At 61.8% G+C, this 26745-nt stretch carries 32 protein-coding genes and 2 tRNA genes; 22 read left to right on the top strand and 12 right to left on the bottom strand.

Annotated features, from left to right (window positions below; genetic code table 11):
* Positions 1-282: 282 nt before the first annotated feature.
* Positions 283-915, top strand: coding sequence for a potassium channel family protein (locus tag WYS_RS08470; RefSeq protein ID WP_019177737.1), 633 nt, complete (start codon positions 283-285; stop codon positions 913-915).
* Positions 888-1502: a potassium channel family protein gene (locus tag WYS_RS08465; protein WP_049796297.1), complete on the top strand. Its 615-nt coding sequence runs from the start codon at positions 888-890 to the stop codon at positions 1500-1502. Before WYS_RS08470 ends, WYS_RS08465 begins: the two co-directional genes overlap by 28 nt.
* Positions 1503-1515: 13 nt before the next feature.
* Here WYS_RS08465 and WYS_RS08460 read toward each other — a convergent pair.
* Positions 1516-1588 (bottom strand) — tRNA-Gln (locus WYS_RS08460).
* 280 nt (positions 1589-1868) lie between these two features.
* Here WYS_RS08460 and WYS_RS08455 point away from each other — a divergent pair.
* Positions 1869-2420: a DUF4064 domain-containing protein gene (locus WYS_RS08455; protein WP_019177735.1), complete on the top strand. Its 552-nt coding sequence runs from the start codon at positions 1869-1871 to the stop codon at positions 2418-2420.
* Positions 2421-2480: 60 nt separating this feature from the next.
* On the opposite strand, the gene WYS_RS08450 is transcribed toward WYS_RS08455, so the two are convergent.
* On the bottom strand, positions 2481-3116 hold the full coding sequence (locus tag WYS_RS08450) for an adenylate kinase (protein ID WP_019177734.1): 636 nt from the start codon (positions 3114-3116) through the stop codon (positions 2481-2483).
* Positions 3117-3204: 88 nt separating this feature from the next.
* Between WYS_RS08450 and WYS_RS14805 the strand changes: the two genes are divergently transcribed.
* The 3 genes from WYS_RS14805 to WYS_RS08435 are packed head-to-tail and all read left to right on the top strand — an operon-like array spanning position 3205 to position 4812.
* Complete coding sequence (locus tag WYS_RS14805; protein WP_019177733.1) at positions 3205-3744, top strand: GNAT family N-acetyltransferase; 540 nt, start codon at positions 3205-3207, stop codon at positions 3742-3744.
* Positions 3741-4283 (top strand): GNAT family N-acetyltransferase, encoded by a 543-nt coding sequence (locus WYS_RS08440; RefSeq protein ID WP_019177732.1) that lies wholly within the window; start codon positions 3741-3743, stop codon positions 4281-4283. Before WYS_RS14805 ends, WYS_RS08440 begins: the two co-directional genes overlap by 4 nt.
* A 4-nt stretch (positions 4284-4287) precedes the next feature.
* A complete protein-coding gene (locus WYS_RS08435; RefSeq protein WP_019177731.1) occupies positions 4288-4812 on the top strand; it encodes a GNAT family N-acetyltransferase in 525 nt (174 codons plus the stop codon).
* Here WYS_RS08435 and WYS_RS08430 read toward each other — a convergent pair.
* The gene (locus tag WYS_RS08430; protein WP_162137722.1) at positions 4745-5755 is read right to left on the bottom strand and encodes a glycosyltransferase; all 1011 of its coding nucleotides are present in this window, start codon (positions 5753-5755) and stop codon (positions 4745-4747) included. The two genes, WYS_RS08435 and WYS_RS08430, sit on opposite strands and share 68 nt — an antisense overlap.
* 175 nt (positions 5756-5930) lie before the next feature.
* On the opposite strand from WYS_RS08430, the gene WYS_RS08425 reads away from it, so the two are divergent.
* Both WYS_RS08425 and WYS_RS08420 read left to right on the top strand, forming a co-directional pair.
* Positions 5931-6518 carry a DUF4352 domain-containing protein gene (locus WYS_RS08425; RefSeq protein WP_081579907.1) on the top strand — a complete coding sequence of 196 codons (588 nt, stop codon included), beginning with the start codon at positions 5931-5933 and terminating at the stop codon, positions 6516-6518.
* 102 nt (positions 6519-6620) lie between these two features.
* On the top strand, positions 6621-7016 hold the full coding sequence (locus WYS_RS08420; protein ID WP_019177728.1) for an ACT domain-containing protein: 396 nt from the start codon (positions 6621-6623) through the stop codon (positions 7014-7016).
* Positions 7017-7019: 3 nt separating this feature from the next.
* On the opposite strand, the gene WYS_RS08415 is transcribed toward WYS_RS08420, so the two are convergent.
* The 3 genes from WYS_RS08415 to WYS_RS08405 all read right to left on the bottom strand — a co-directional run bounded on the left by WYS_RS08415 (position 7020) and on the right by WYS_RS08405 (position 9777).
* On the bottom strand, positions 7020-7430 hold the full coding sequence (locus WYS_RS08415) for a hypothetical protein (protein ID WP_236993877.1): 411 nt from the start codon (positions 7428-7430) through the stop codon (positions 7020-7022).
* Between the two features lie 143 nt (positions 7431-7573).
* Positions 7574-8977, bottom strand: a complete 1404-nt coding sequence (mtaB, locus tag WYS_RS08410; RefSeq protein WP_019177726.1) for a methanol--corrinoid protein co-methyltransferase MtaB — start codon at positions 8975-8977, stop codon at positions 7574-7576.
* Between the two features lie 14 nt (positions 8978-8991).
* On the bottom strand, positions 8992-9777 hold the full coding sequence (locus tag WYS_RS08405) for a B12-binding domain-containing protein (protein ID WP_019177725.1): 786 nt from the start codon (positions 9775-9777) through the stop codon (positions 8992-8994).
* Positions 9778-10251: 474 nt separating this feature from the next.
* Between WYS_RS08405 and WYS_RS08400 the strand changes: the two genes are divergently transcribed.
* Positions 10252-11709, top strand: coding sequence for an FAD-binding oxidoreductase (locus tag WYS_RS08400; RefSeq protein ID WP_019177724.1), 1458 nt, complete (start codon positions 10252-10254; stop codon positions 11707-11709).
* A 3-nt stretch (positions 11710-11712) separates the two neighbouring features.
* On the opposite strand, the gene WYS_RS14800 is transcribed toward WYS_RS08400, so the two are convergent.
* Positions 11713-12372 carry a site-2 protease family protein gene (locus tag WYS_RS14800; protein ID WP_019177723.1) on the bottom strand — a complete coding sequence of 220 codons (660 nt, stop codon included), beginning with the start codon at positions 12370-12372 and terminating at the stop codon, positions 11713-11715.
* A 123-nt stretch (positions 12373-12495) separates the two neighbouring features.
* Here WYS_RS14800 and WYS_RS08390 point away from each other — a divergent pair, with 123 nt between their 5' ends.
* The 3 genes from WYS_RS08390 (at position 12496) to WYS_RS08380 (ending at position 16318) form a co-directional block, all read left to right on the top strand.
* On the top strand, positions 12496-14418 hold the full coding sequence (locus tag WYS_RS08390) for a phosphoadenosine phosphosulfate reductase domain-containing protein (protein WP_019177722.1): 1923 nt from the start codon (positions 12496-12498) through the stop codon (positions 14416-14418).
* A gap of 1 nt (position 14419) precedes the next feature.
* A complete protein-coding gene (locus tag WYS_RS08385) occupies positions 14420-15121 on the top strand; it encodes a hypothetical protein (RefSeq protein ID WP_019177721.1) in 702 nt (233 codons plus the stop codon).
* A 78-nt stretch (positions 15122-15199) separates the two neighbouring features.
* Positions 15200-16318, top strand: a complete 1119-nt coding sequence (locus WYS_RS08380) for a transglutaminase-like domain-containing protein (protein WP_019177720.1) — start codon at positions 15200-15202, stop codon at positions 16316-16318.
* On the opposite strand, the gene WYS_RS08375 is transcribed toward WYS_RS08380, so the two are convergent.
* The 3 genes from WYS_RS08375 to WYS_RS14795 all read right to left on the bottom strand — a co-directional run bounded on the left by WYS_RS08375 (position 16278) and on the right by WYS_RS14795 (position 18061).
* On the bottom strand, positions 16278-16715 hold the full coding sequence (locus tag WYS_RS08375) for a hypothetical protein (protein WP_026068957.1): 438 nt from the start codon (positions 16713-16715) through the stop codon (positions 16278-16280). The two genes, WYS_RS08380 and WYS_RS08375, sit on opposite strands and share 41 nt — an antisense overlap.
* 6 nt (positions 16716-16721) lie before the next feature.
* Positions 16722-17192 (bottom strand): pyruvoyl-dependent arginine decarboxylase, encoded by a 471-nt coding sequence (locus WYS_RS08370; protein WP_019177718.1) that lies wholly within the window; start codon positions 17190-17192, stop codon positions 16722-16724.
* Positions 17193-17302: 110 nt separating this feature from the next.
* Entirely contained in the window at positions 17303-18061 is a 759-nt protein-coding gene (locus WYS_RS14795; RefSeq protein WP_019177717.1) for a proteasome assembly chaperone family protein, read from the bottom strand.
* Between the two features lie 127 nt (positions 18062-18188).
* Here WYS_RS14795 and WYS_RS08360 point away from each other — a divergent pair, with 127 nt between their 5' ends.
* Together WYS_RS08360 and WYS_RS08355 are read left to right on the top strand one after the other, a co-directional pair.
* Positions 18189-19463, top strand: a complete 1275-nt coding sequence (locus WYS_RS08360; protein ID WP_019177716.1) for a M16 family metallopeptidase — start codon at positions 18189-18191, stop codon at positions 19461-19463.
* Between the two features lie 40 nt (positions 19464-19503).
* Complete coding sequence (locus tag WYS_RS08355; protein WP_019177715.1) at positions 19504-20052, top strand: hypothetical protein; 549 nt, start codon at positions 19504-19506, stop codon at positions 20050-20052.
* On the opposite strand, the gene WYS_RS08350 is transcribed toward WYS_RS08355, so the two are convergent.
* The gene (locus tag WYS_RS08350; protein WP_019177714.1) at positions 20029-20487 is read right to left on the bottom strand and encodes a hydrogenase maturation protease; all 459 of its coding nucleotides are present in this window, start codon (positions 20485-20487) and stop codon (positions 20029-20031) included. The genes WYS_RS08355 and WYS_RS08350 overlap by 24 nt on opposite strands.
* Before the next feature lie 68 nt (positions 20488-20555).
* Here WYS_RS08350 and WYS_RS14790 point away from each other — a divergent pair, with 68 nt between their 5' ends.
* The 8 genes from WYS_RS14790 (at position 20556) to WYS_RS08310 (ending at position 26054) form a co-directional block, all read left to right on the top strand.
* Positions 20556-21380, top strand: coding sequence for a LysR family transcriptional regulator (locus WYS_RS14790; protein ID WP_019177713.1), 825 nt, complete (start codon positions 20556-20558; stop codon positions 21378-21380).
* A 144-nt stretch (positions 21381-21524) separates the two neighbouring features.
* On the top strand, positions 21525-21968 hold the full coding sequence (gene hdrC, locus WYS_RS08340; RefSeq protein ID WP_019177712.1) for a CoB--CoM heterodisulfide reductase subunit C: 444 nt from the start codon (positions 21525-21527) through the stop codon (positions 21966-21968).
* Position 21969: 1 nt separating this feature from the next.
* Positions 21970-22824 carry a CoB--CoM heterodisulfide reductase subunit B gene (gene hdrB, locus WYS_RS08335; protein ID WP_019177711.1) on the top strand — a complete coding sequence of 285 codons (855 nt, stop codon included), beginning with the start codon at positions 21970-21972 and terminating at the stop codon, positions 22822-22824.
* Positions 22825-22975: 151 nt separating this feature from the next.
* A complete protein-coding gene (locus WYS_RS08330; protein WP_187120187.1) occupies positions 22976-23287 on the top strand; it encodes a hypothetical protein in 312 nt (103 codons plus the stop codon).
* Between the two features lie 246 nt (positions 23288-23533).
* The gene (locus tag WYS_RS08325) at positions 23534-24307 is read left to right on the top strand and encodes a 30S ribosomal protein S3ae (RefSeq protein ID WP_019177709.1); all 774 of its coding nucleotides are present in this window, start codon (positions 23534-23536) and stop codon (positions 24305-24307) included.
* 11 nt (positions 24308-24318) lie between these two features.
* Positions 24319-24395: transfer RNA gene (locus tag WYS_RS08320), tRNA-Met, on the top strand.
* Positions 24396-24529: 134 nt separating this feature from the next.
* Positions 24530-25753: an ArsA family ATPase gene (locus WYS_RS08315; RefSeq protein WP_019177708.1), complete on the top strand. Its 1224-nt coding sequence runs from the start codon at positions 24530-24532 to the stop codon at positions 25751-25753.
* Complete coding sequence (locus WYS_RS08310; RefSeq protein ID WP_147654375.1) at positions 25698-26054, top strand: hypothetical protein; 357 nt, start codon at positions 25698-25700, stop codon at positions 26052-26054. Before WYS_RS08315 ends, WYS_RS08310 begins: the two co-directional genes overlap by 56 nt.
* Here WYS_RS08310 and WYS_RS14785 read toward each other — a convergent pair whose 3' ends face one another.
* Positions 26055-26645, bottom strand: a complete 591-nt coding sequence (locus WYS_RS14785; RefSeq protein ID WP_019177706.1) for a CBS domain-containing protein — start codon at positions 26643-26645, stop codon at positions 26055-26057.
* Positions 26646-26745 lie beyond the last annotated feature (100 nt).

Here is a 26745-nt window from a genome sequence, read left to right as displayed (position 1 = left end):
CAGGAACTGCCCGAACTCGCTCGTGGACACTGGACCGCTACGCCACCTAGCCGGTGCAAGTCCAATGGATAGTTCACTCCTCTATGATGGTGCCTCTGGGGCCATATGCCCTGCCACATGCCCTTAGGTTTATTATACCTAATACGTGAATTAGTGGAATGGGCCGAGCGGCGTCTCGGACCCGGAATTGTGAATAGGACCATGACAAGTGCAACGGACGACGATCGACATCTCGATGGGCCGTCCAGCGGTGGCTTGCCGCTTCGGGGGGCATGTTGAGGGATGTCCTTTTTCGACCCCCTCGCCGATGGCGACGAGGAAGAGAACCTCACCGTGCGTGAGCTACTAACGGAGATGAAGGACATATCCGAGGTCATCGTTGACCTCGCCTACGCCGCGTTGCTGTTCAACAGCCACGAGATCGGGGCGGAGGTCAAGCACCTCGAGTCCAAGGTGGACCAGCTGAACTACGGGATCAAGATAAAGGCGATGATGGCCAGCCGCACCATGGACGACGCGGTGCAGCTGTCCGGCCTGCTGCAGGTGGCTGAGGGCGCCGCGTCGATATCCAAGGCCGCGGCGGACATCGTGGGCCTCCTGGAGCTGGGCTCCGAGAAGGGACCTTTCCTCTCGTACGTCCTCCGCGACGCCGAGGAGAAGATCTTCCTGCTGAGCATGTCCGGCGCCTCGGACATGAAGGGGAACACCATCGGCCACCTGAGCGTGGAATCGGAGACGGGCATGAGGATCATTGCCATCAAGCGGGGGATCAGGTGGATATACGATCCCGAGCCGGAAGAGAAGCTGAAGGAAGGGGACATGCTGGTGGTCCGCGGTACCGAGGACGGGTACACCAGGCTGTGCAAGTTCGCTCAGGGGGTGGAGAGATGGCCGATATATCCGCCGGAGCAGTGACCGAGAACCTCCAGGACATGTTCCTGGAGATAAAGGACACCTCCGAGCTCATGATCGACCTGGCGTATTCTTCGCTGCTCTACAACAACCGGGACATCGCCGAAGAAGTGGCCCAGCTGGAGGCCCGGGTGCGGGAAATGGGGGACGAGCTGCAGGAGCTGTCCATCCAGGGCGCGGTGCAGGACGGGGACACCAAGAGGTCGCTCCTGGTCATACTGCTGGCCCGCTCGGTGCAGGACATATCCGATGCCGCCCTGAAGATCGCCAACGTGGTCCGCATGGGCCAGCCGCTGCACCCCGTGGTGGGCATGTCCCTGAGGGAATCGGATGTCATCATCAGCACGGCCGTGGTGGAGGAGGGCTCCGACCTCGCCGGCAGCACCCTGGGGGCGGTGAAGCTGTCCACCAACTCGGGCATGAGGGTCATCGCCATACGCCGGGGCCGCCGGTATATCTACGGGCCGGACCGCCACACCCCCATAATGGCCGGGGACGTGCTCTTCGCCAGGGGTCCGGAGGACGGCAGGAGGTTCTTCAAGGACCTGGCCAAAGGATTGGAGCATCTGGAACCGAAGGACCTCCAGTGAAAAGGGAGGGAAGTAGCCCCGGACAGATTCGAACTGTCGTCGCAGGATCCAGAGTCCCGCATGATTGACCGCTACACTACGGGGCTATCGTAGTAGCCTGGAAACTGCTCCTGTATTTTAAATGTTTTGTTCGGGGCGGGCGAGCGCCGCCTTCCCTTCTCCTGCGAACATCCGCCAAGGCATCGCAAGCGGCCGGACGAATTATAATGGTGCGCGAAATTATGCACTCGGTAGGCTGCGATCGATCGAATAGCAATATGGGATCACGGCGGCTCTTTCGGGGTCACGCTCAGAAAAAATCTCCGTGATCGCTCCCTTTCCAGTAATCTATAAGACCGAGCAGGCCGATGAACCCCTGGGACTAAGATGAACAAACCGTTCTGGTTAGGCCTGATCGGCGCTGTATTCGGGATACTCATCGGCATAATGTTTATAGCGATTGGCTATCTCAGCGGCGCAGGGTTCTTTGACCCATATATGGAAGAAATCGGGATGGACCTGTCGGAGTATGCCGGGCTGTACTATGGCTATGGCGCCGTGAGCATGATATGCTCGATCGTGGGCGTCATCGGCGGGACCCTGACGCGCCAGAAGCCTGTAGGCGGGGTCCTGATGATCGCCAGCGGCATCATTATGCTCCTCTTCACGAGCATATTCGGAGCGCTCACCTTCATCTTCTTCCTCATCGGCGGCATCCTGATGCTGAACGACTACTACAAGGAGCGTAAGGCGGGGTCCGCGTACCAATACCAGTATCCGACCCAGCCGGGGCAGCCCATGCCGTACCCTCCTCAGCAACAGGTACAGCCGGCAGAACAGCCGTCCCAGGGAGGCCTGCTGTTCTGCCCCCGCTGCGGGGTGCAGGCGACCGAGCCGGGGCAGCGGTACTGCGACTCCTGCGGGAAGAAGCTGGAGTGAGTTCAGGAGTCTAGAAAAACCTTGCGCGGGAACCGAGGGGCCGCGCGCCCCGATGAGGTTTCAGAGCTTTCTCTTTACGGCGTCGAGGATGCGCTTGTACACGGCGTCTATCTCGCCCTGTCCGTCGACGTTGACCAAAATGCCCCGGTCCTGGTAGAGCTTCGCCAGGGGCAGGGTCCTCTCCTTATACACCCTCAAGCGCTCGCGGACGGTAGCCTCGGAGTCGTCTGTCCTCTGATAAAGCTCCCCGCCGCACTTGTCGCACTTGCCGGCGGCCTTGGGCGGCTTCGCCTCCAGGTGGTACACTTCGTTGCACTGCTTGCAGCTGCGCCTCTTCACGATGCGGTCGACGATGATGTCCTCATTAACATCGAGATTGACCGCCAGGTTGATGTCGGCGATAGTGTCCAGCATCTTGGCCTGCTCGAGGTTCCGGGGGAACCCGTCCAGCAGGAACCCGTCCTTGATCCCCTTGACCTTCTCCTGAATAAGGCCGATCACCAGCTCGTCAGGAACGAGCTTGCCCGCGTCCATGAATCCCTTGGCCTTTACGCCCAGGGAGGTGTTGTTCCGCACCGCCTCGCGCAGCAGGTCGCCGGTCGATATCAAGGTGAGGCCCAGCTCGTCGCACAGCCTCTTTGCCTGGGTGCCCTTTCCGGAGCCGGGCGCGCCCAGAAGCACGATCTTAGCGTCCATGGGTGCCAGGAATATTCTCCTGCCTTAAGCCATTTTTGAAGATGGCCAAGAATTTTATTCATCGAACGCTCTCTGAACCGTGAGCTACATGCTGAAGGGAGAGAGGGTCGGGCTCCGCCCGTTGCAGACCGAGGACGTCTGGCTATTGTACAGATGGCATAACGACGAGAGGGTCACCGAGGGCCTCGGAGCGCAGCGCCCCCTCTTCGCCGCCTCCATGGAGGAGGAGAAGAGGGCCGCGGAGAGGATGGTGTCCTCCATCGCGGAGCGCGGATATGTTATACTCCAGCTCCAGGATGGGAAGCCCATCGGGTGGGCCTCTTTGTCGAGGATAGATCGGAGGAACGGCGCCGCGGACCTGCAGATTGTCATAGGCGAGCCGTCGTGCTGGGGCCAGGGGCTGGGCAGGGAAGCCGTCCGGCTGGTCCTCGACCATGCCTTTATGGTGCTCAACCTCCACCGCGTGCAGGCCCGGGTACCGGAGTACAACGACCGGGCGGTACGATGCTTCGAGGAGAGCGGCTTCCGCAGGGACGGCACCTTCCGGGACGACCACTTCCATCATGGCGAGCATTGCTCCACCCTTCTCATGTCCGTGCTGCGCGGCGAGCATGGGGGCCCCGGATGATCGAAGGCGCATCGGTAAGGCTGCGCGCGCCGGAGAAGGCGGACCTGCCGTACTTCCTCAAGTGGATCAACGATCCAGAGGTGACGGCGTACCTGCCGGTCGGCGCGCTGGTGTCCCCGGAGGAAGAGGAGGCCTGGTTACGGGGCGTCATGTCATCGTCGTCCGAAAGAACGTTCAGCATCGAGACCAAGGACGGCCGACTCATCGGCAACTGCGCCCTCCGGGAGATAGATTGGACGCACCGGCGGGCCGACGTCGGCATCATGATCGGGGAAAAGGGGGCCTGGTCGCGGGGGTATGGGACGGACGCGCTCGCCGTACTGCTGGGCCTCGCCTTCGGCGAGATGGGCCTGAACCGGGCGTCCCTGACCGCCGCCGCGGACAACCTGCGCGCCATTCGGGCGTACGAGAAGTGCGGGTTCCGCCGGGAGGGTGTTCTGCGTTCCTATCTCTACAAGAACGGCCAGTACATCGACTGCGTGCAGATGTCCCTGCTGAAGGACGAATGGAACGGCCTCCCCGCCGGCAGGAGGCCGTGAGGCCATGCCGCTGCGGGGGGAGAAGGTCACGCTGAGGGCGGTGGAGTGGGGCGACCTGCCGCACTTCGTGGACTGGCTGAACGACCCGGAGGTAAATGCGCACCTGATGTCCAACCCCCTGGCCGGCCTGGAGGAACAGGAGCAGTGGTACCACGACCTCCAAGGGACCGACGAAAGGGTGCTGAGCGTGGAGGCCGAGGACGGCCGGCTCATCGGCAACTGCGGGATCATCAAGCTGGAGTGGGAGGACCGCCGATGCAGCCTATGGCTGGCGATTGGTGAAAAGGACGTGTGGGACCGAGGCTACGGCACCGATGTCGTCCGGACCATGCTCCGGTACTTGTTCGATGAGATGGACCTCAACCGGGTGTACCTCAACGTGGCCGAGGCCAACGCCCGCGCCATTCGGGCGTACGAGAAGTGTGGGTTCCGGAAGGAAGGGGTCATGCGCAAGGCCAGGTTCAAGAACGGCCGCTACGAGAACGACGTCCTGATGTCCATCCTCCAGGAGGAATGGCGGGACCTCTAGCTCTCTTCTCCAGCAGCCCCTCGTACACCGGCATCACGTCCTTCACGATGGTGTCGGCGGAGTGTTTCTCCCGGACATACTGCCTCCCTGCCATCCCGATCTGCTGGGCCGAGGCCATGTCGTCCCTGAAGCGGAGTATCGCCTCCTCCAGCGCTTCGGCGGTCGGCTCGATGGCCACCACAGGGCAGCCCGGGTAATATGGCCGGTACTCCCGGTCGAACGAGGATATGGCCACCTTCCCCATGGCCATGGCCTCGAACGACGCGACGCCGATGATGCTGGGCATGCCGACCGCCCGGGGATCGATGAGCTGGTCGATGAGAATGTGAGAGCGGCGCAGCTCCCCCATGGCCTGGGAGTGAGGAACTCTATCGAGGACCGCGTATTCGATGCCCGCTCCGCCGCGGACCATGGCCTCCAGCGTCTTTTCGATGGTATCGGTGCCCTTGGCCCGTCTGTTGGTGGCCATATGCAGCACTCGGAGCTTGGCGCCAGCATCGAACTCATAAGAGAACTGGCCGACCGGGTTAGGCACGTACTGGCTGTCAGGATGCCACTTCAGCAGGTCCGGCCGGGACACGAACTTATGATCTGCCAGGAACCGATAGTGCATTCCGTAGCCGTCCCTGGTCTCGCTACCGTGGTAGTGGACCACGAGCGGCTTTCGCAGAAGCAGCTTGATGGCCACCGCGTCCGCTCTTTTCCAGAACATGCCGCCATGTATATGCACTATATCGAAGTCCCTGGCGTACTTCACTATCTCCATGGCGTTCCTGGCGTCGGAGGTGAAGCTATCGTGCGTGTAGTACATCTCCACGTCATGCGGCTCATCGAGCGTGTTGTACCAGGTCTCCATGACCATTGCGTCGTGGCCGAGCCTCCGCTGCGCCTGGGCCAGTTGATTGGCCACCCCTGCCTGGTTCTCTAGGTGCAATATCCTCATGGCGCGACCCTGGGGTCCCGCCCCGCGAGGGGCGAGGGTCCGATGGTGCCTGCCGAGGTGCCCGCGACCGCGGCTCTCGTCTGCCCGAGGCACCGCAAATGTAATTATGGGGCAAATCATAAAAAGACACGGCGATAGGCCCCATGGGGCCTGGCCGAAAAGGAGCGGGTCAAATATGGCTACATGTCCTCAATGCGGCGATCAGGTGGCCGATGATGGCAGGTTCTGCACCAGCTGCGGCGCACCCCTTGGAGGGGAGGCCCCCGCGCCGGGAGCGCCCCGGGGACCATCACCCCCGCCGGTGCAGTATTACTCCCCGCCACCCAAGCAGAGCGCCCTGCCGGCCATACTGGTCGTGCTGGCGGTGGTCGTGGTGGCCGTCGTGGCAATCGCCGCGGTAGGCGTCTGGGTCGTGTCCAATGAGGCCGATGCGGGGAACGTGGACATGAGGGTGAACAGCTGGTCTCCGGTTACGGACATGGGGGAGCCCGCCGAGGGCTATGACCGGATCATGGTAAACGTCACCATGACCAACAACAGGTCCTATGACATCCCGATAGTGTGGTACTTCTTCCTCCTGACAGTCAATGGCACGGAGCACCGCGCGGACTACGAACAGCAGTACAGCGTGATGTCGTCGGGCTCGATCCCTGCCGGGGAAGCCAGGACCTTCCCGGTCATCTTCGACATTCCCGAGGGAGCGGACCCCGCCACACTGTCTTACAATATGTATTTCATAAACGTGTCGGCCCCCGTGCCATAGGCGCAATGTCCCGGTTCGAACAGCCCCGCGGCGGCGGTGACCCGCGCCGGGCAGGTGGATTATTAACTCCGTTCGCTCTTTCCATTGCTTTGGGATGTTAGAATGAAGTTCGAGGAGCTCACCAAGGACACCGAGATCCGTGCGTCCGTGCGCAAGAAGGAATATACTCTGGCCAAGGTATCCAGCATTCCGCCTGGGGATGACCGGATCTTCGCCATCGTCACCGACGGCTCGGAGATCTCAGTGGTGGCGGAGACAGGGCTCCCGCTCAACGTAACAGAGGAGGAGAAGCCTCTCCGCATAATCTCATTCGACACCAAGCTGCCGTTTGACCTCATTGGCTTCCTGGCCTACATAACCAAGCTGCTGGCCGACCAGAACATCAGCCTGTTCGCCATCTCCGCCTTCTCCACCGACCACATCTTGATGAAGGAGGTCTACCTGGACAAGGCGGTCAAGGTCCTCAAGGACAACAAGGTCAAGATCGACCTAAAGTGAGGCTCAGGCCATCCTCTTGCCCGACTCGTAGTTGGCGCTCTGGTTCCACACCTGTTGCGGCTCCACGGTCCACACTCCGCGCGCTTGAAGCCCCAGTGACTTCAGCACCTCGTTCATCTTGTCGAACAGCGGACCGGAGGTGACGTAGTCCTTGACGGCCCCCTTGACCTGGTAGGCCTTCGTCTCCTTGCTGACCAGCACGGAGACCAGCTCCCCGGAGTCCCTCATCTTTTCCAGGTTCTTGCTGGTGTCCTTCATCAATATCGCGCCGAATGCGATAAGCTCGGGGCTGGCGGCCATTATGCTGCCGACCGGTATCACGTTCACGCTCCCGTCCGAAGCGCGCGTCCCCAGGACCTTGGAGGCCGCGGGGTCGTTCAAGGCGGTCATAACTTCCTCTGGCAAAGCGACCATGAATGATTCACCATGTTAGCTACGGAACGATGCCGGCATATAGATTTGCGAAGCGAGCGCGGAAGCGATCAAAAATGGACCCCGGTATGAACAGAAAAATGTAAAGGGAAGGGGTTTGTGGTATCTCGACCCCGTTGACCCACTTAGAGCTCGTAGTTCTTGGGGTTGAAGGCGGGTACGTCCTTGTACTCCTTCACTGCCCAGTCGACGAACTTGCCTTCCTCGTCCGGCAGGGACTTGAGGTCGGTCAGGATCTTGTTCAGGGTGTCCTTCTCCTGCTTGGACAGCTTCAGCTTCCCGGCGTTGTTGGACGCCTGGATGAGCTCGGCGGCCTTGAGACCGGCGGCCTTGGAACGGAGGTAGTAGTTGTTGCCGTTCTCCACGATGGCCTGTCCGATCTGGTAGGCGTTGTCGTAGGACAGGATGAAGGCCTCAGGGCACCTGAAGCGATCGGAGGCGACGTAGATGTCCCTCAAGGTCTTGTCCTGCTTCAGCTGCTTGGACGCGTTCATCAGAGCGGCCTCGTAGCCGATGACGCCGAGCCAGCACTGGACGGACGAGCCGCCGAACTCGGGGTGGTACTCTACCGACTCGTTGGACCACAGGTCAGCGGTCTGAGCGATGAGGTTACCCATCAGGTCAGCGTGGGCATCCTGGGCGCCCTTGCCCTCCTGGGCGGACGGGCGGCCGGATATGGCCTTGACGATGGGGCCCTCGTAGCCGCAGTCCTTGTCAGGTCCAGTGGCACCGCACTCGATGGCCACCAGGGTCCTGGAGGCCGCGATGGCGCGGGTCACGGCAGCGAAGGTCCTGGGGATATCCTTGTCCAGGTAGCCGCCGGCCATGAACATGGAGGTGTTCGCAGAGGCGCAGTAGGTGTCGCCGCCGGGCACGATCTTGTGCTTGTTGGCAACAGACACGATCTGGGGCCAGACCCATTCCATGTCGATGGGGCCGAGGTAGCCGCCGCCGAACAGCCAGCCCTTGATATCCTGCCTGACTACCGCATAGTCGGTGATCTCCTTGCCGCCGACGCTCTCCACGGACAGCACATCGGCACCGTTCGCGGCCGCGACCTCGATGGACTCCTGGAACTTCTCGGGGTAGGCGTGGACCTTGTCCATGCCGGGCTTCAGGCCAGCGTCGCCCTCTCTCTGGTCGGCGACGGTGTGCCTGATGGCGCAGGCAATGCCATACTCGTCGTTGAACTTCTTCAGCACGGCCTTCTGGCCGATGACGACGGGCTTGGCGAACTTCTCAGAGTTGGCGCCCATCTGGGAGATCCATTCGTTCTCAAGCTGAACAGCGGGGAACCCGAGGGTCACGGCCCTGTTCATGATGTCAGTGGCGATGTAGTCCACGTACTCCTTGGTCAGGCTCTCGGGGCTCTTCTCGGAACCGGGCCTGGGAGCAAAGTTGATCTCAGGGACCACGGAACCGGCACCGACCTTCATGCCCAAGCCGTAGGAGAGCGGGTACTTGGCCTCACCGAAGATGAGGTCATCAGCGGAAGCATATTCCATCTTGGTAAACTTCTTGGTAGCCATTTTTGTCACCTCAATCAGATCTTCTTCGCCTGGATGGCGTCCCAGTTGTCCCTGATCTTCCTCCAGTCCCATCCAGCGGCGGCCTTCTCGACCAGGCCAGGTCCGTTGGCGGCCTTCTCAGCGTAGATGCCCATGGGGAACGATTCCACATAGGACCTGTTGACAGCACCGCCGGCTCCGATGAAGGGGATGTTGATGCCCTTCTCAGCGAGCCTCTCGGTGACCTTGGGGAACGCGGACATGGTGGTGGTCATCAGGGCGGTCCCGGTGACTACAATGGGCTTGTGCTCTTCGACGGCCTTTACGACATTGTCGACCAGGACATCCCTGCCCAGGTCAACTACCCCGTAGCCGTTGGACTTCAGCAGGACGGCAGCGATGTTCTTGCCGATATCGTGGGGGTCGCCCTCGGCAGCATGCATAACAACGGTGCCCTTCAGCTTCCTGGCGCCAGTGAGGGACTTCTCAGCGATCTTGATCCCCTTGTCCATGGCGTCGGATGCTACCATGACATGGGGCAGGTAGTAGATACCGCGTCCGTACAGCTCGGCCACGACATCCATTCCCTTCAGCAGTCCACCTTCGATGATATCCTCCGCGGTCTTGGTCTTCAGGGCCTCGGTGGTGTCATCAATGATGTTCTTAGCCTTCAGGAAAACAACGTCCTCAGCGACCTTCCTCAGGACTGGGTCCTTGGGGAGGATCCTTTCGGCAATGGTCTCAGGCTTGTCCTTAGCATCGGCGAGAATGTCGTATCTCGTCAATATCTTGTCGGCATTAATTGCGTCAAGGTCTGACATTTGCTCGACTCCAAATGCGCAATTGGAAATAATCGTACATAACCGTTGCCTATTCAATCCATATTCTCGTTATCTGTATTGCGAATAAATAAATATTCCATTATGTTATATACTATACATAAATAATACGTTATATTATAAAATGCAACTTATGTATACAATAATCCGGCAAGTGACATGGATCGGACAGGGCCAGATAACGAAATCTGGCCCCACAGGCGACCATTCATCGCATCGCCGAAAAGCCTCATTTTCAGGAAATTTTCAGCATACATACGAATATTCTGATAATACTCATCGGGCGATTTTCCGCTGCCCGGACATTATCCGGATGCGGTACATTGTGCCTGATAGGGAATCTTTCACCGCTTCCGCCGGGCCGAACGACTGGGGTCCGGACAGTGGTTTCGAACTTCGAAGGCGTCCATGGTCCGCGTTCCTTTTTTGGTGAAATATTTAAGACAGTTATCAGCAATGGCCTCCATAGTGACATCCATGGACACGGAAGCGTTGATGCAGATCGGTGCGATCGTCGGAGAGAAGAACTGCTCCACCCGGATAGCGGACCTTTACACATACGGCTTCGACGCCTCCATACACCACGTCACCCCCGACGTGGTGGTCCAGCCCCGCTCCACCGAGGAGGTCGCCTCCCTGGTCAAGCTGGCCAACAAGCTGAAGATCCCCATAGTGCCGAGGGGCGCGGGCACCGGCCTGTGCGGGGGCGCCGTACCGCTCAAGGGCGGCATGGTCATCGACATGACCCGCATGAACAAGGTCAAGGAGGTCCGGATCGAGGACCTCTACTGCGTCTGCGAGGCCGGGGTCATATATGACAATCTCCAGAAGGAGCTGGCGCCCCACAAGTTCACCTTCCCGCCCACCCCCGGCAGCGCGGAGGCCTGCACCGTGGGGGGCATGGTGGCGACCAACGCTTCTGGCATGAGGGCCGTGAAGTACGGCGGCACCAGGGACTACGTGCTCGGGCTGGAGGTCGTCCTCCCCACCGGTGAGATAATCAGGGTGGGGACGAGAACGCTCAAGAACGCCTCCGGCTACCAGCTGGAGAGGCTGTTCACCGGGAGCGAGGGCACGCTCGGCATTATCACTGAGGTCACTCTCAGGATCGTCCCGAAGCCGAAGAAGATGGCCATGGTACTGGCCGGGTTCGACACTCTCGAGAAAGCGGGCAGGTGCGTATCCGCGCTCATCGCCAAGCCCCTGCTCCCGTCGGCCATGGAACTGATGGACTCCACCTGCATCAGGGCGGTCAACAAAGCCATCAACGCTGGCCTGCCGGACGTGGCGGCGCTGTGCATGATCGAGGTCGACGGCGACCCCAAGGTGGTGGCCGAGGAGCTCGTGGAGGTGGCCAAGGTGGCGGAGTCCATCGGAGCGGTGGGGCTGCAGCAGACCGACGACCCTGCGCTGATGAGCAAGTGGACCAACGCCAGGAAGAGCGTCATGTCCGCGCTGTCCCGCTACGGCGAGGGGATGGTGTCGGTGTCCCTGGCCGACGACATGGCGGTGCCCATATCGCGCATCCCCGAGGCGGTGGTGGCGTTCGGGCAGATCGCCGAGAAGAACCATGTCGTCATCGGGACCTATGGCCATGCCGCCGACGGGAACCTCCATACCAAGATGCTGCTTAACCCTGAATCTCCGGAGTCATGGCGCAACGGCGAGAAGGCCGTGGCGGAGATCTTCGACACCTGCGTGAAGCTGGGAGGCACCGTCACCGGGGAGCACGGGGTCGGGATATCCAAGGCCCCCTACTTCCAGAAGGAGCGCGCCACCGCGGTGGGCGCCATGGCCGCTATAAAGAGGGCCCTGGACCCCAACAACATCATGAACCCCGGGAAGGTCCAGGAGTGGGAGGACGGCTGCATCATACAGCACCTCCGCTACCCCTGCCCCGACCAGAAGGATTGAGGCTCAGAAGCCGAACACGACGGCTCCGGACCATATGAGGGCTACTGGCACCACCGCGGTCAGCAGGGCCGCGATATAGATCGGCACGTTCCACTTGAGCACCTTGTATCCGTCCAGCGGGGGTATGGGGAGCAGGTTGAACATGGCCAGCAGTATGTTGATGAACCCTATCTGGAACATGGCGAACGCCAGGAGCCCGCCCCCGGCCACGAAGTACAGGCCGAAGAACAGCGCGGCCAGGCCTATGTTGGTCAGCGGCCCGGCGAGGCTGATGATGCCGTTCTGCTTGCGGCTAATCATACCCTGTATGTACACGGCCCCGGGGGCGGCCAGGATAAAGCCCAGCAACGCGAAGAATATCGACATCATCAGGCCCATGGGATAAGCCCTGAACTCGGCCCACGCCCCGTTCCTCTGCGCCACCGCTTTGTGGGCGAGCTCGTGAAGCATGAATCCGGTGGTGACCGCCCCGAAGGAGATGGCCAGGAATACCAGCACCTGCTCCGCCGCGGATAGTCCGCCGATATTATACCCGAACGAGAAGAATATCGTGAACGCCACGGTCAGCACGCCCACGGCCAGCAGTATGTGCTTTATCTCGGTCCTCCCGAAGGTGATCTTGCCATACCCGGGAGGGATGTAGACGGAGTTGGGTTCGTACATCTGCATGTTCACAACCGTAGGTACTCATAAATCTTATCCTGATTGGTCTCAGCGCTCCGAAGAGCCGCGCCCGATATGTTGGTTCGGGCAAATACCTTGAAATACCAAACGCATTTTGACGTAATGCCCCGCTTCGAACATGGCAAGGCCGGCCTAAACTGGTGCGATACCTGCGGCACCCTCATTCTGGGTCAAAGGTGCGACGTATGCTCATCTGCCGGCCGCAGGTTCGAGGTCTCCAAGCCGGGGGACGTCCGCCCCGCCATGGGCAAAAGCGTCAATGTCATAGCGTCGCTTTTCCAGAAGCACTTCGGGACCTCCGACTTCCTCAAGGGGAAGACGATCTTCCTCAACAAGGTGGCCGGGGAGGACCGGACCGACGAGATCGTGTTCCAGGGCATGGTCATCGGGACCATGCGCTATGACCTCCATACCAGGGACTTCGCCCTGGACCTCCGGCTGGAAGGAGCGAGGCTGCTACAGCCCATCGCCGCCAAGGGCGTGGTGGAGGTCGGCCACGATACCGGACATCTCAAGGGAAAGAACCTCCCGGGGAGCGCGGTCAAAGGTCACAAGGGCGGCTTCAAGGCCGGGGACCCCCTCATCGTGGTCGCCGGCAGCCTCATCTGCTCCGCCGTGGCCAAGGTCCCCAGCAACGAGATCGGGAAGGCGGAGAAGGCCATCGGCGTGAGGGACGTGGGCAAGGGCGCGCTTGAGGTCTCCAAGAAGAGATCGTCGTGGGCCCGTTTCGTGAACGCCAACGAATCGCATCTCCGCGCGCTGGAGTCTAAAGGCATATCGGACATCAAGTCCTTCATCGGCAACAACAAGCTGCCGGTGACGCTGTCCTTCAGCGGCGGAAAGGACTCCCTGGCCTGCTACGGGCTGATCTCCAGGGCTACGAACAAGTTCACCATGATCTTCGTGAACACCGGGCTGGAGTTCCCCGAAACGGTGAGGTTCGTGGAGGAGTTCGCCAAGAAGAACCACGAACGGCTCCTCGTCGCCGACGCCGGGAATGCCTTCTGGGAACAGGTCGGCTCGTTCGGTCCCCCGGCCAAGGACTTCCGGTGGTGCTGCAAGGTGTGCAAGCTCGCCCCCCTCGCCGAGATCATCGAGAGGAACTATCCCGAGGGCACGGTGACCGTGGAAGGGAACCGCGCCTTCGAGTCGTTCGCCCGCTCCACTATCGGCTTCGTGGAGCGGAACCCCTTCGTCCCCAACCAGATCGCCCTGAACCCCATACGGGAATGGCGCGCCGTGGATGTGTGGGGCTACATCTGGTGGCGCAACCTCGACTACAATCCCCTGTACGAGGAGGACTTCGAGCGCATCGGGTGCTACCTGTGCCCTTCCTGCCTGGAGTCAGAGTGGAGCAACACCTCGCGGCTCCACCCGGACCTCCACGCCCGCTGGACCGGCCACCTCATGGACTGGTCCCAGAAGAACGGGGCTGCCGATGAGTTCGTCAAGTACGGCTTCTGGCGATGGAAAGTGTTCCCCCGCAAGATGGTGCAGCTGTCCCAGGAGATGGGGCTAAAGCTCCCCGAGGAACGCTCGGACCGCCTGGACCTCAAGTGGGTGAAGGGTGTTTCGCCGTGCGTCACCGGCGGGTACTCCGCCGAGGGGGTGCTGTCGGTGCCCAAGAGGAGGGATTTCTCCATGGTGGCAGAGGCCCTCAAGACCGTGGGGGCGGTCAAGCACAGCAAGGAGTTCGAGATCGCCCTGGTAAAGAACAAGGACGGCACCCTGAAGGTGTTCGGCGGCGGCCAGATCGTGGCCACGGGCCCGACCCCAGAGAGCGCCGAACGCATCTTCGAGGCCGGGGCCAAGGCCCTGCTGCGGGCGCAGCTGTGCACGGAATGCGGCATCTGCGTGCGCAATTGCAAGCCAAGGGCGATCACCCTCGACCGCGGGCTGCTCATCAACGACGAGAGGTGCACCCGCTGCGGCAGGTGCGTCGACGCCTGCGTGGTGGCGCACTACTATGACAAGCTCGTCACCGGGGGCAATCCCCAAATAGCCACAAAGGTTCGGAGGAGCTGAAATGGAATTCAACTCCCTCATCGCGGCGGCCATCGGGTTCGCCCCGCCCATTGCCCTGATGCTGTGGACGCTCCAGGGATACACCTACCCCAAGGTGGAGCGGCCCTACTTCAGCGACCCCAAGCTGTTCGGCATGTTCGCCGTGGGCATCGTGGTGGGCATAGTCATGTACGCCTTGTCCAGCATATTCTCTTTCGAGTACCTCATCGTCGGCTTCGCCCTCGAGGAGGCGGTCAAGCTACTGATCATCAACATGCCCCGGTTCCAGCTCCGGGCCGACACCCCCTTCTACGGCTTCGGCCTGGGAGCGGGCATGGCCAGCTCCCTGGCCTTCGGGTCGGTGAACTTCGCCCTGATCAATGTCGGCCTGGACCTCGTGGCCATAGTGCCGATGATCGCCACCTCCGTGCTCATCGCCCTGCTCAACATCTCCACCGCCACCACCATAGGCATGGGGGTGGCGCGGGGCCGCCCGTGGCCGTTCTTCGGTCAAGCCCTGGTGATCCACCTGGCGACGGTGCTGCTGCTGTACCCCCTATCCCAGGGAGGCTGGCTCGGCTATGCGCTCTTCGTGGTGGCGCTGGTGTTCATCGCGTCGTACTACTGGTATCTGTTCCGAAAGCTCCTCCCCGCCTACGTCAGGGAGGCGCTGCGGCACCTGGCCAAGAAGAAGGTCAAGAAGGGACGCCGGCCGGCGGAGTGATCCGCGCCTGGCCTCGTCTCGCCAATGGGCCCCATCCCCCGAAGTCTTAATAATGGCCGGCTCAATTGAAAAAGGACCGTGGAAGCGGGGAGCGGGAGGAAGCCTCTAGCCTTCAAGGCCGTGACGGTAGCGGCGGCGGTCATGGTAGCCGCCCTTCTGCTGGCCACCCCGTCGGCGCAGACCTTCATCAAGGACGTGGTGCGGTCGCCCTTCGAGCCCCGGTACCCGGAAGAGGTGACCTATTCCATGGAAAGGAGGCTGACCGTCACCGCCGTGGGCGGCGAGGTAAGCAGCTATACCTTCGACATCTCCGAGCCGAAGGACATCGTGGAGAGCGGCCAGGTGGTGCAGAAGGTGAACTCGGTGACCTACTCGCCTGAGGTGATGGACCGTTCGATCCGGTACGGGCAGGATTGGGTGACGTGGAGCGGCGAGGCCATTCCCGGCGGGAGCTCGGTCACCTGCACGGTGGTGTATGATATCACGGTGAGGACGCACATCTGGGACATCGACGAGGACGACTCTCTCCACGTGCAGGACGTCCCCGAGAGCCTGAAGGATGCATACCTACGCGACGAATGGCTGATGAACATGACCTCGCCCGCCGTCGCGGCCCAGGCCGAGGAGATCGTCGGCGACGAGACCAACGTATACATCATTCTCAAGGAGATCTACGAGTGGATGAGGGAGAACATAAGCTATTCCACCTACCACGGGAGCGAGCCGCGGTCCTCGGAGCAGATGCTGCGCACCATGGCGGGGGACTGCGACGACCAGTCCATACTGTTCGCCTCCCTGGCCCGGGCGGCGGGGGTGCCGGCGTGGCTGCAGCTGGGCGCGCTGTACGTCCAGGCGGAGGACCGCTGGGGAGGCCATGCCTGGCTCCAGGCATATATTCCCTTGAAGGAGGGGGACGGAGAGAACGTCACCATCGACTTGGTGAACGATGACTTCCTGGTGCGGCAGCCCAACCGCTTCGCCGACTTCACCGACGACGGGGACGCCCGGCACCTCACCGACTATTACTACACTTTCAGCTCGACCTTCGACCGGCGCACCGGGACCCCCCTGTACACCGAGGAATATGTCCGGCTGAACTATGAGGAATCATACAAGAAGGTGAGCAGGGGGGCCGTCTATGATCTCGCGCCGGAGATTATACTGCCCGGTACAGCCCCTCGCCCGCTTCGGATATGACGCCCGCCGCCAGGATGCGGGCGATGAGCCTGTCCAGCTCCCGTCCCTTCCCCATCTGCAAGGCTTTGGCGAGGTCGTCCCGGTCGAACTCGCCCTTCTTCTCGCCGAGCGATTCCACTGCCTGGCGCAGTGACGCCTCGTCGCTGCCGGGGCTCGTCCTCGGCACCTTCACCCTGACCTTCTTGCGCTTGGCCTCGGGCGATTCGATGTCATAGATCAGCTGCTCGCCGACCTGGCGGACCGCGTCGGCGAGGTCCTTGGGAGAATCGGTGGAAAAATAGACCTTGGCCTTCCTCACCTCGATCTTGCCCCCGCAGCGGGGGCAGGTGATCCGGGCCATGTTGAGGTCCGCCCCCTGCACCATGGTGCAGTGAGGGCAGACGATCACCCCGTACATGCGCACTTAATACTCTACGAATACCAGCGCGGCAACGCAGGCACCGTAGTTGTCCATGGGGACCGAGAGCTCCTCGATCCGGTACTCGATGGCCTCCATCTCGATGCCGCGCAGCTTGGCCATCTCGTCCATCTTCCATTCCATGATCTCGCGCAGAGCCTTCTTGCTGCCGTGGATGTGCCCTTCCGCCACGTACCCGCCCCTTCCGTCCTTGCGGTACCCGTAGGCGATGCCGGCGGAGATCATCTCGCCCTCGCCGCCCCTCATCTGGGCGAGGACGCAGTGGGTAATGGCGCCCATGGGCAGCTCCCTGATGCCGACCTGCTCGGCGCCGACCGGGAGGATGGATGAGACAGAGACGATGTTAAGCTCACCTATGCCCGCCTCCAACAATGCCTTGTCGAAGGCGTTGAGGTCGGAGACCTTGCTAACGGCACAGCCAGAGGTGACGAAGAACTTCTTCGGTACGAGATGCATAAAGCGATGTAATTAAGACCACTCATTTAAGCGTTTCTCCCGGTGGGCCAGCCGGCGGTTCGGGCGGCGGGGCCGCTCCCGCCGCCGCGCTCGGACGAGGGGCAACCGTTTCAGCCGTACACCACCGACTCCTCGAGGGACGGCTTCTTCGGCTGGTTCACGCTCGACATGGCCTGCTTGATCTGCCTCTCGATCTCCTCGGCCTCCTTGTACAGCGGCTCGGGATCGATCTTCAGCTCGGGCAGCATCTTGGCCACCACCTCCAGGAGCTTCGCCGAGCCCCTGGCGTCGGGCAGGTCCACCCGAGCGGGGCCGAGCAGGCAGATGACGTCCAGGCCGCGCATCTCGCCCTGGTAGAGCAGGACCCCGGACAGTCCGCTGACCATGCCGTCCTTCATCTCCTCCACCCCGTACTTGGACATGAGCTCCCGGGAGGCCGGGGTGCTGGCCACGCCCTGTATCTTAGGCTCCTCGGAACTCATCCAGTTGATGCCCTCCAGGGCCACGATGGTCTTGATGCCCTTTTCCTGGCAATAGTCCATGACCGCCGTGGCGAGCTTCTGGACCTGCTCGGGGCGGGGCATGAATTCCGCCGCCACGGTCACCAGCTGCTTGCAGTCCTCCCCGTCGCTGCATTCCCTCTCGCCTGCGTATATCCTCACCGGAGGGGACGGCGAGCCGTCGTGCACCAGCGTGTACGGGGGGAAGTCATCGGACACCATGCCGGCGACCCTCTCCAGCTTGGACGTGCGGATGATGAAGTTCGCCGCGATGGAGCTGACCAGCCCCACCGAGGGAAAGCCGACGATCATCATCCCGTTCGTGAACTTGTCATTCTTGTACTCATGGATCTTCAGGTCAGAGCTCATCAGGGATACCCCTGTTCGTTCTCAATGCGCGGCCATGCGTACTTATGCCTTTCCGCCCCGGGGGAGGGCCAGAGTTCCGCTCCCATCATGGAAAGTAATATGCCATGCCTCGTTTGTTCGAGCATTCGTGAATGAAGAGGTCGTAGTCGAGCGGACCCCCAGGGGCATCCCCGTGGTGGTCGAGCCGCTGCCGTACGCTCACTCCGCGTCCCTGTCGGTCTACTTCGGCGCCGGCTCCCGCGACGAAACGGATGCCCAGGCAGGCATCGCCCACATGCTGGAGCACATGCTGTTCAAGGGCACCAAGAACCGCACCGCCAAGCAGATGTCCGAGCAGATCGAGGCGGCGGGAGGGGAGCAGAACGGCTACACCACCAAAGAGGTCACCAGCTATCAGGCCTTCTCTCTGGACGAGACGGCCCCGGTGGCCCAGGAGCTCCTGGCGGACATGGTCCGCGAGCCCATGCTGGACAAGGACTGCCTCTCCACGGAGAAGAACGTGGTCATCCAGGAGATCAGGATGCTGGAGAACGATCCTGAGGAGTACCTTCACGTTCTGTTCGCTGAGACCATGTGGGGCAAGCACCCCATGGGGCGGTCCGAGGCCGGGTCGGTGGGGACGGTAAGTACCCTGACCCATCAGGACGTGCGCGCCTTCTTCGAGGACCACTACCGGCCGCCCCGCATGGCCGTGGTGGTCACCGGGAACGTGGAAGCGGGGCAGGCGGTCGACTGGGCCTCCCGCAGCTTCGACGCCCTGGAGCCTTCCGGGCACCTCCGCCCCCGCGCGCCGCCCACGCCGCACGCGAGGTTCCAGGTGTTCCCCCGGGATGACAAGCAGGCCTATGTGGGCATGGGCTTCCCGGGCCTGAGCGCCACGGACCCGCAGCGCTTTGCCCAGAGGATGATGACATCGGTACTGGGCATGGGCACGTCCTCCCGCCTCTTCCAGGAGGTCAGGGAGAAGACCGGGCTGGTGTACGAGATATTCGCCTCGTCGTCATCCTACACCGACTGCGGCGCCATCGGCATCTTCTACAACACCTCGGTGCATGACCAGGAGAAGGTGGCCCGCATGGTGGCAGAGGAGGTCCGCCGCCTGAAGGAGGAAGGCCTCCACAAGGGCGAGCTGGACCGGGCCAAGCACCTGGTCAAGGGCATCTACGTGCGGAAGCTGGAGTCGACGGAGTCGCGCATGGTCCGGCTGGGCGAGATGTTCATGGCCACCGGGGAGGCGCACACCGGGGAGGAGACGCTCCGCAAGATGGACGCGGTCACGGAGGAGGACGTCCTGGCCGCCGCCGGGAGCCTGATGGTGCGGGACCGCCTGTGCATCACCATGCACGCTCCCGGGAGGGAGAGCCAGAAGGCCGCGGCCAGCCTGCAGGACCTCGACTTCTGACGTCGTCAACCTTTTCTAACATGCGGTCCCACCCTCACCCATGGGCGAAAGCATCGGCCGGGACGTGCTGATCGAGAGGCCCACTCCCTTTCAGTGGGACGAGGTCATCGATCAGTATGGCAAGCCCGAGGTGGTCTCCCTGCGCCGGGACCTCTCGTACATGGACGCGCCGCCCCCGCGGCCGTCCCGCGCCTGCGGCATCGTGATGTTCATCTCCGACCCCGCGTCGCGAATACTGTTCACCCGGGACGAAGGGGACTGGTTCCTCCCTTTGGGCAGCGTGGACAAGGCCCAGACCGTGGAGGAAGGGGCCCAGGACAGCGCGGTGGAGAACGGTGCCCCTCTCAACATCGCGGGCATGCCCGCGGCGTACGTGGTGGAGGAGGTCTACAGGGACCTCAACGTGATCAGGTGGTTCATCTTGGTGGACGCCGTAGCCATACCGGGGGGCGAGGCCCCCGGCGCGCGCTTCTTTGACGTGTTGCCCGAGCCGGAGGATAAGTTCATGAGTGAATGGCTCGAGGATATCCTGTCCCGCCTGGGCAGGGAGCGCCGCGGGACCGCATCAAGCTGTTTTGATGATGCCTAGGATAGTTTCCACCGCGTCCGGCAGGGCCGCCTCGATCTCGGGCGTCATCACGTCGGTGACGGTGAACACGTCGTTCACTTCCACCGCCACGAACATGATCTCCTTGGGGAACCGGTTCGGCTCCAGCGTCTTTCCCAGCTCGATGGTGGTGGCGATGTTGGCCTCGTGCGGGTTGACCCCGTGCACGGTGTCGGAGAACGCTTCCGGCTTCAGGACCATCACGGTGCCCGGCCTGTGGCCTGCATGCAGGATGGCGTCGACGATGATGACGCGATCATAGTCGAGCATGACCTCGATGAGGTCGAGGCCGCTGGTACAGGCTTCCTGGAGGTCCACGTCCTTGAGTTCCAGCTTTGCCAGCTCCTGGAGCGTCCTGAGGCCCACGGCGTCGTCGCACATCACAGGGCTGCCTATCCCGAGAACAAGGGTCTTCATGCAACCCCTGGGGAAGGGTCCAGGATACAAAAGCTTTTGTCAGGACCATCGGTTACATTTGAAGGAAGATGAGCGACCGGGAGCTGAGGCTGGAGCCGTCGGTGGCGCTGGTGGTGGCGGGGAAAAGGCTTACGCCCCGTCAGCTGGAGGTCCTCCGGGCAGTGTACGAGGAGGGCAGCCAGAATAAAGCCGCCCAGAGGCTGGGGATATCAACTCCGGTCCTCCACCGCCATATCGCGCAGATCGAAGGGAAGGTGGGAGCGCCCCTCACCTCGGCTGGCCCCACTGGCACCAGGCTCAACCCCGAAGGGGAGCGGATCGCCCTGGAGCACATTGCCCTCAGCAGGAGGATGGATCGGGGCAAGGGGACGGTGGTGGGCGGTACCGTGGTGTCGGAGGAGCTGCTGCTGAACGCCCTGACCGGCGTGGACCCCGAGGGCTCTGTGGACCTCATAATATCGGACGACCAGCGCAACCTCCAGGACTTCCGGGCCGGGCTGATGGACCTGGTGGTGCTGGACGATCCCCTGTACCTGTTCGAGCTGGAGGAGGTGAAGTGGCAGGAGATCGTGGAGGACCGCCTGCTGCACGTGGACAAAGGCCCGCGGTACGCGCGCTTCAAGTACGGCGCCCAGCGCATCGGCTTCAGGCACCTGGAGAGCCGGAACGTCCCCTACTCTGTGGAGAGGACCTACCGCTCCCTCAACGCCATGGCCGACTCTGGCCTGAGCTTCTTCGTCAACGAGTCGCTGGCCTTGCGGAGGGGCATGCACATCCGAAGCGCCACCGAGCCGTCCATCCTGTCGCACCAGATCACGGCGGTGTACCGGAAGGAGACGCCCACGGTGCGGAAGGTGGCGGGGGAGCTGAAGAGGCAGGCCAGGGTAGTTTAACCTAAATAGGTAAAACTGGGGGCATTTTTTCTCAAGGTTTATATAACGCGGGGCCATCACAAACCCCAGGTAATAATTATGGTAACGGAGCCTAGCCCAGATTTTGCCGATCAGGTTAAGAGCACGCCTGGAGGAGAGACCCTTATGCTCTGCTTCCAGTGCGGCACCTGCACCGCCAGCTGCCCCTCCGGGCGCATGACCGCCTACAAGACCAGAAAGCTGATCCGCAAGGCCCAGCTCGGCTTGAAGGACGATATCATCAACTCCCCCGACCTGTGGATGTGCACCACCTGCTACGCTTGCATGGAGAGGTGCCCCCGCGGCGTTGAGATCGTTGACATCATCACCATCCTGAGGAACAACGCTGTTCAGGCCGGCATAATGTCCGGCGAGCACCGCAAGGTCGGCCAGTTCCTGCTGGCCAACGGCGCCACCGTGCCCCTGAACGAGAAGTACGAGGATGTCCGCGCCAAGCTCGGCCTGCCCCGCCGCCCCGCCAACACCCTGGGCGACAAGAAGGCCCTGGAGGACTTCCAGAAGGTCCTGAAGGCGACTGGATTCGACAAGCTGCTGGAAGGAGGTAAGTAAGATGGCAAGCAACAAGTACGCGCTGTTCCTGGGTTGCGTGGCCCCCGCCAGGTACCCCGGCATTGAGTCCTCTACCCGCGAGGTCCTGAAGGCCCTTGACATGGAGATCGTAGAGCTGGAGGGCGCCGGCTGCTGCCCCGCCCCCGGTGTGATCAAGTCCTTCGAGCAGGACGCCTGGCTGGCCATCGCCGCCCGCAACCTCGCTCTGGCCGAGAAGAAGGGCGTGGACATCATCACCATCTGCAACGGCTGCTACGGCTCTCTGTTCGACGCCGCGCACATCCTGAAGGAGAACCCCGAGAAGCTCCGCGCCGTCAACAAGATCCTCAGGGAGGTCGGCCTGGAGTACAACGGCGGCGTCAAGGTGAAGCACTTCGCCGAGGTCTTCTATAAGGAGATGGGCATCGACCACATCAAGTCCCATATCAAGAACCCCCTGGACCTGCAGGTCGCGGTCCACTACGGTTGCCACTTCCTGAAGCCCAGCAACATCAAGAACCTGGACGACCCGGAGAGGCCCAAGATCCTCGACGAGCTGGTGGAGGCCACCGGCGCCAAGAGCCTCAACTACAAGGACAAGCAGATGTGCTGCGGCGCCGGCGGCGGCGTCAGGTCCGGCAACCCCTCCCTGGCCACCCAGTTCACCCAGGAAAAGCTGAAGAACATCCAGGCCTCGGGCGCCAAGTTCATCATCGACGTGTGCCCGTTCTGCCACCTGCAGTTCGACAGGACCCAGAAGGAGCAGGGAACCTACAACATCCCGGTCATCCACCTGTCCCAGCTGTACGGTCTGGCCCTGGGCGTCCCCAAGGAGAAGCTGGGCCTGGAGCTCCAGGACGTTCCCGCGATCATCTGAGCGCGGAAAACCCCTTACCTTTTCTCCATTTTTATTTATCTGTTCCATGCCCCATTTTTCGCGTCGGGCGCTCCCGAAGAATACACGGAGATGGTCCCAGATATCGATTTTCCACGCAAAGAATCTTAAACCAGGATGTGAATACCTTGGCTTGAATAAAATGCCTAAGACATCAGTATCTAAGGCGACCAAGCCCGCAGCCGCGGGCAAGGTGAGCACTGCCAGCGCGAAGAAGGTAGCGGCCAAGCCCGCTGTGAAGACCGCGGCCAAGAAGCCTGCCGCAAAGAAGACGGCCGCCGCAAAGCCAGCCGTCAAGAAGGCTGCCGCGACCAAGCCCGCTGTGAAGAAGACGACCGCCGCCAAGACCGTCGCCAAGAAGGTAGCGGCGAAGCCCGCCGCTAAGAAGCCGGCGGCCAAGAAGCCTGCCGCAAAGAAGCCTACAGCGAAGAAGGCAAAGGTCTGAGCAACGAGACCGCGAAAGGTCCGGAACCTCGGCCTCTCGGCCCAGGCGATGAAGGACTACAATGTTATTTTCTCATCGTTCCTCTGTCGGACGCCCGCTCCGGGGCCCGTAGGAAATGTTTTTATATAAGTGGTACATTCGACCTTCCATCTCATTCACCCCAGCAGAAGGGCCGTAGGTCCCCGCCGCTCACGGAGCCGGCGAGGTCCGGTTTAGGATTCTGCCATCATCACGGAGAGGAAACCAATGGCTGTAAAGAAGGCGAAAACCGCTGCGAGAAAGGTCAAGGACAAGTGGAAGGCAAAGGAGTGGTACAAGCTCTACGCTCCCCGTATGTTCAACCAGGTCGAGCTGGGAGAAACGCCCAGCTCCGAGCCCTCCGCACTCATGGGCAGGGCGACCGAGGTCACCGTCCACGAGCTCACCGGCGACTTCTCCAAGATGCACATCAAGATCCGCTTCAAGGTCACCGACATCAAAGGGCTTGAGGCGCACACCACCTTCGTCGGCCACGACCTCACCAGCGACTACGTCCGCAGGCTCACCCGCAGGAAGAGGACCAAGACCGACCACGTGGTGGACGTTCGCACCAAGGACGGCTTCCTGGTCAGGGTGAAGCCCATGAGCATCACCGAGCAGCGTATCCAGGCCGCTCAGGAGACCGCCATCAGAGGCATCCTCACCAAGACCCTCCAGGGCTATGCCGCCAACGTCACCGTGTCCGAGCTCGTGAAGGCTATAATCTCCGGCGATCTCTCCAGGGATCTCGGCCAGGCCGCCAAGGTCATCATCCCTATAAAGAGGATTGAGATCAGGAGGTCCGAGGTCCTCGAGGCCGGCAACGCTTCCGCTGAGGAGCCCTCCATCCAGGAGAGGTTCGGACAGGAGGCCGCTGCTGCCGAGGCCGCCGCCAAGGCCGCCGAGGCCGAGAGCGCCCCCGAGGAGGAGCCCGCTCCCGAAGCCGCCGCCGAAGAGGAGACGGTCGAGGAAGAGGCCCCCGCCGAGAGCGAGGAACAATAAATCTGACCAGTGCCGGGGTGGCTCAGCCTGGTGGAGCGACGGACTCATAATCCGTAGGTCATGGGTTCAAAGCCCATCCCCGGCACCAATTCCACCTTTTCCGCCCAAGGTCCGCCCCTCGGGCATTTTCATTCCGTCAATATTTTTATCCGTCCATACGTTTCTTGTTCCCCTCAAACTTAAGTAGCTTGAAAACCGTAAAATCGGCCTGGTGAGAAGGGATTGAGGATCATCATTTATACTGGGAAGGGCGGGGTGGGGAAAACATCGGTGGCCGCGGCGACGGCCTTAAAGTCTGCCCGGGCCGGGCACAAGACGCTCCTGATGTCGACCGACGCCGCCCACTCCGTGTCCGATTCGATGGAGGTCGAGCTCTCCGGCAAGATCACCAGGGTGGAGGAGAACCTCGACGCCATCGAGGTGGACATGCTCTACGAGCTGGAGACCCGCTGGCTGGAGGTCCAGAAGTTCATCTCCAACTTCCTGATGTCCCAGGGGATGGACGGCATCACCTCGAAGGAGATGGCCGTGCTCCCGGGCATGGAGCTCATGTCCGCCCTGTTCTATGTTGAGGACTTCTACAACCGGCAGGCGTACGACGTGGTGGTGATGGACACCGCCCCGACGGGCGAGACGATGCGCCTGCTGAGCTTCCCGGAGGTCTCCGATTGGTACACTGAGAAGCTGTACGGCATGCTGAAGAACATGCTGAGGGTCGCCCGCCTCACCGTGGGCAAGGTCATGAACGCCCCCCTGCCGTCGGAAGAGCTCATCAAGGACCTGGAGATCATGGCGTCCCGGATGCGCACGGTGCAGAAGGTCCTGGAGGACCCCGAGACCACCTCCATCCGCCTGGTCGTGAACCCGGAGAAGATGGTGATCAACGAGACCAAGAGGGCCTTCACCTACATGTGCCTGTACGGCATGACGGTGGAGTGCCTGGTGGTGAACCGCATAATCCCCGAAGCGGCCGACGAGTACTTCCGGCAGAAGCTGGAGGAGCAGGCCCATTACATGAGGGTCATTGACGAATCGTTCAGCCCGCTGACCATCCTCAAGGCGAACCAGCTGCCGGTCGAGCTGGTGGGGATCAAGTCCCTGGAGCTTCTCGGGGACATGGTGTTCGGCGACACCGATCCCGCCGCCCACTTCTCGGTGGAGAAGCCCATGGACATCTATTCCGAGGACGGGATGGACATAATCTCGCTGCGGCTGCCCTTCACTCCCAAGGAAAAGGTGCAGCTTTATAAGTCCGGGGACAACCTTATGGTCGAGGTAGGGCCGTACCGCAGGTCGATATCGCTGCCGTTCACCTTCACCAGGAAGGAGCCGGACAAGGCAGAGTTCAAGGACGGTCATCTGCTCATAAAGTTCAAGGGAGGAGCTCAAGATGGTGGAAGCGAAAGAGGAGACGACGACAGAGGAAAGCAGCGAGTGCGAGCATGATCCGGAATGGTCGCACATGCGGCACGTGAGGGCGGAGGCGGAGAGGCTCGGCGAGATGGTGCTGTCCGCGGAAGCGCGCGATCACCTGGTGAGGGCGGGCACGGAGATGATCCTGGCGGTGGACGCCATGGTCCCCAAGGGATTGGTGCCCCCGGACGTCAGGGAGCACTATCAGGCAGCTAAGAGGGAAACGATCCTGCTGATGAAAGCCCTCCTCGACGCGCAGCTGGATGTGATGAAAGGTCCCGGGAAAGAGGACGAGGAGCCCCGATCATCGTTCCACAAGATAGACCTGGACTGATCAGTCCGCCGGGTCCCTCACGAATATCTCCCGGCACTCCGGGCACAGCAGGGGGCCCCTGCCGGAAGCGCCCCCAGTCTGCCTGAGGTCGTACGAGAAGTTCTCGCAGTTCTCGCAATACCCGCTGAGGGAGGTCGGCTCCCTCTCCAGGTCCACCGGGGTGTTGATGCCCCTCCACTCCCTGGTGATCTCGATGAGCGACGGCGACAGCTTGGTGATGTCGTTCTCGGTGAGCATGCCGACCAGCTGATCCCCTACCACCACGGGCAGCCGGCGCACCCGGTACCTGGACATCTTGCGGCCGGCCTCGGCCACGCTGGCCTGCGGATCTATGGTTATGAGAGGATGGGTCATGACGTCCCGGGCGAGGACCTCGCTGGGCCGGAGGTCCCGGGCCATGATCTTCTCCACGAAATCACGCTCGGTGACGATGCCCAGGGGGGTCCCGTCCTCGATGATGATCACGCTGCCGACCTTCCAGGACCGCATGAGTATGGCGAGGTCCCGGGCGTTGAGGTCCGGTCCCCCTATCACCGGCACCTTGGTCATGATCTCATCGACATAGATGTCCCGCGCGCGTTCCATGGCCATGATTGTTGTATTGGCCGCTAGCGGTAGAAAAGGTTATTCGTGGTGCTTCCTGGACGTGGCCGGGGGCGATATCGGGCCCCATCGGCAATGGGGCGGGGTA

Origin of the sequence: Methanomassiliicoccus luminyensis B10, from assembly GCF_000308215.1 — an archaeon.
Lineage (GTDB): Archaea > Thermoplasmatota > Thermoplasmata > Methanomassiliicoccales > Methanomassiliicoccaceae > Methanomassiliicoccus > Methanomassiliicoccus luminyensis.
Note: the sequence above shows the minus strand (reverse complement) of the source record. Positions and strands in the feature narration are given on the sequence as shown.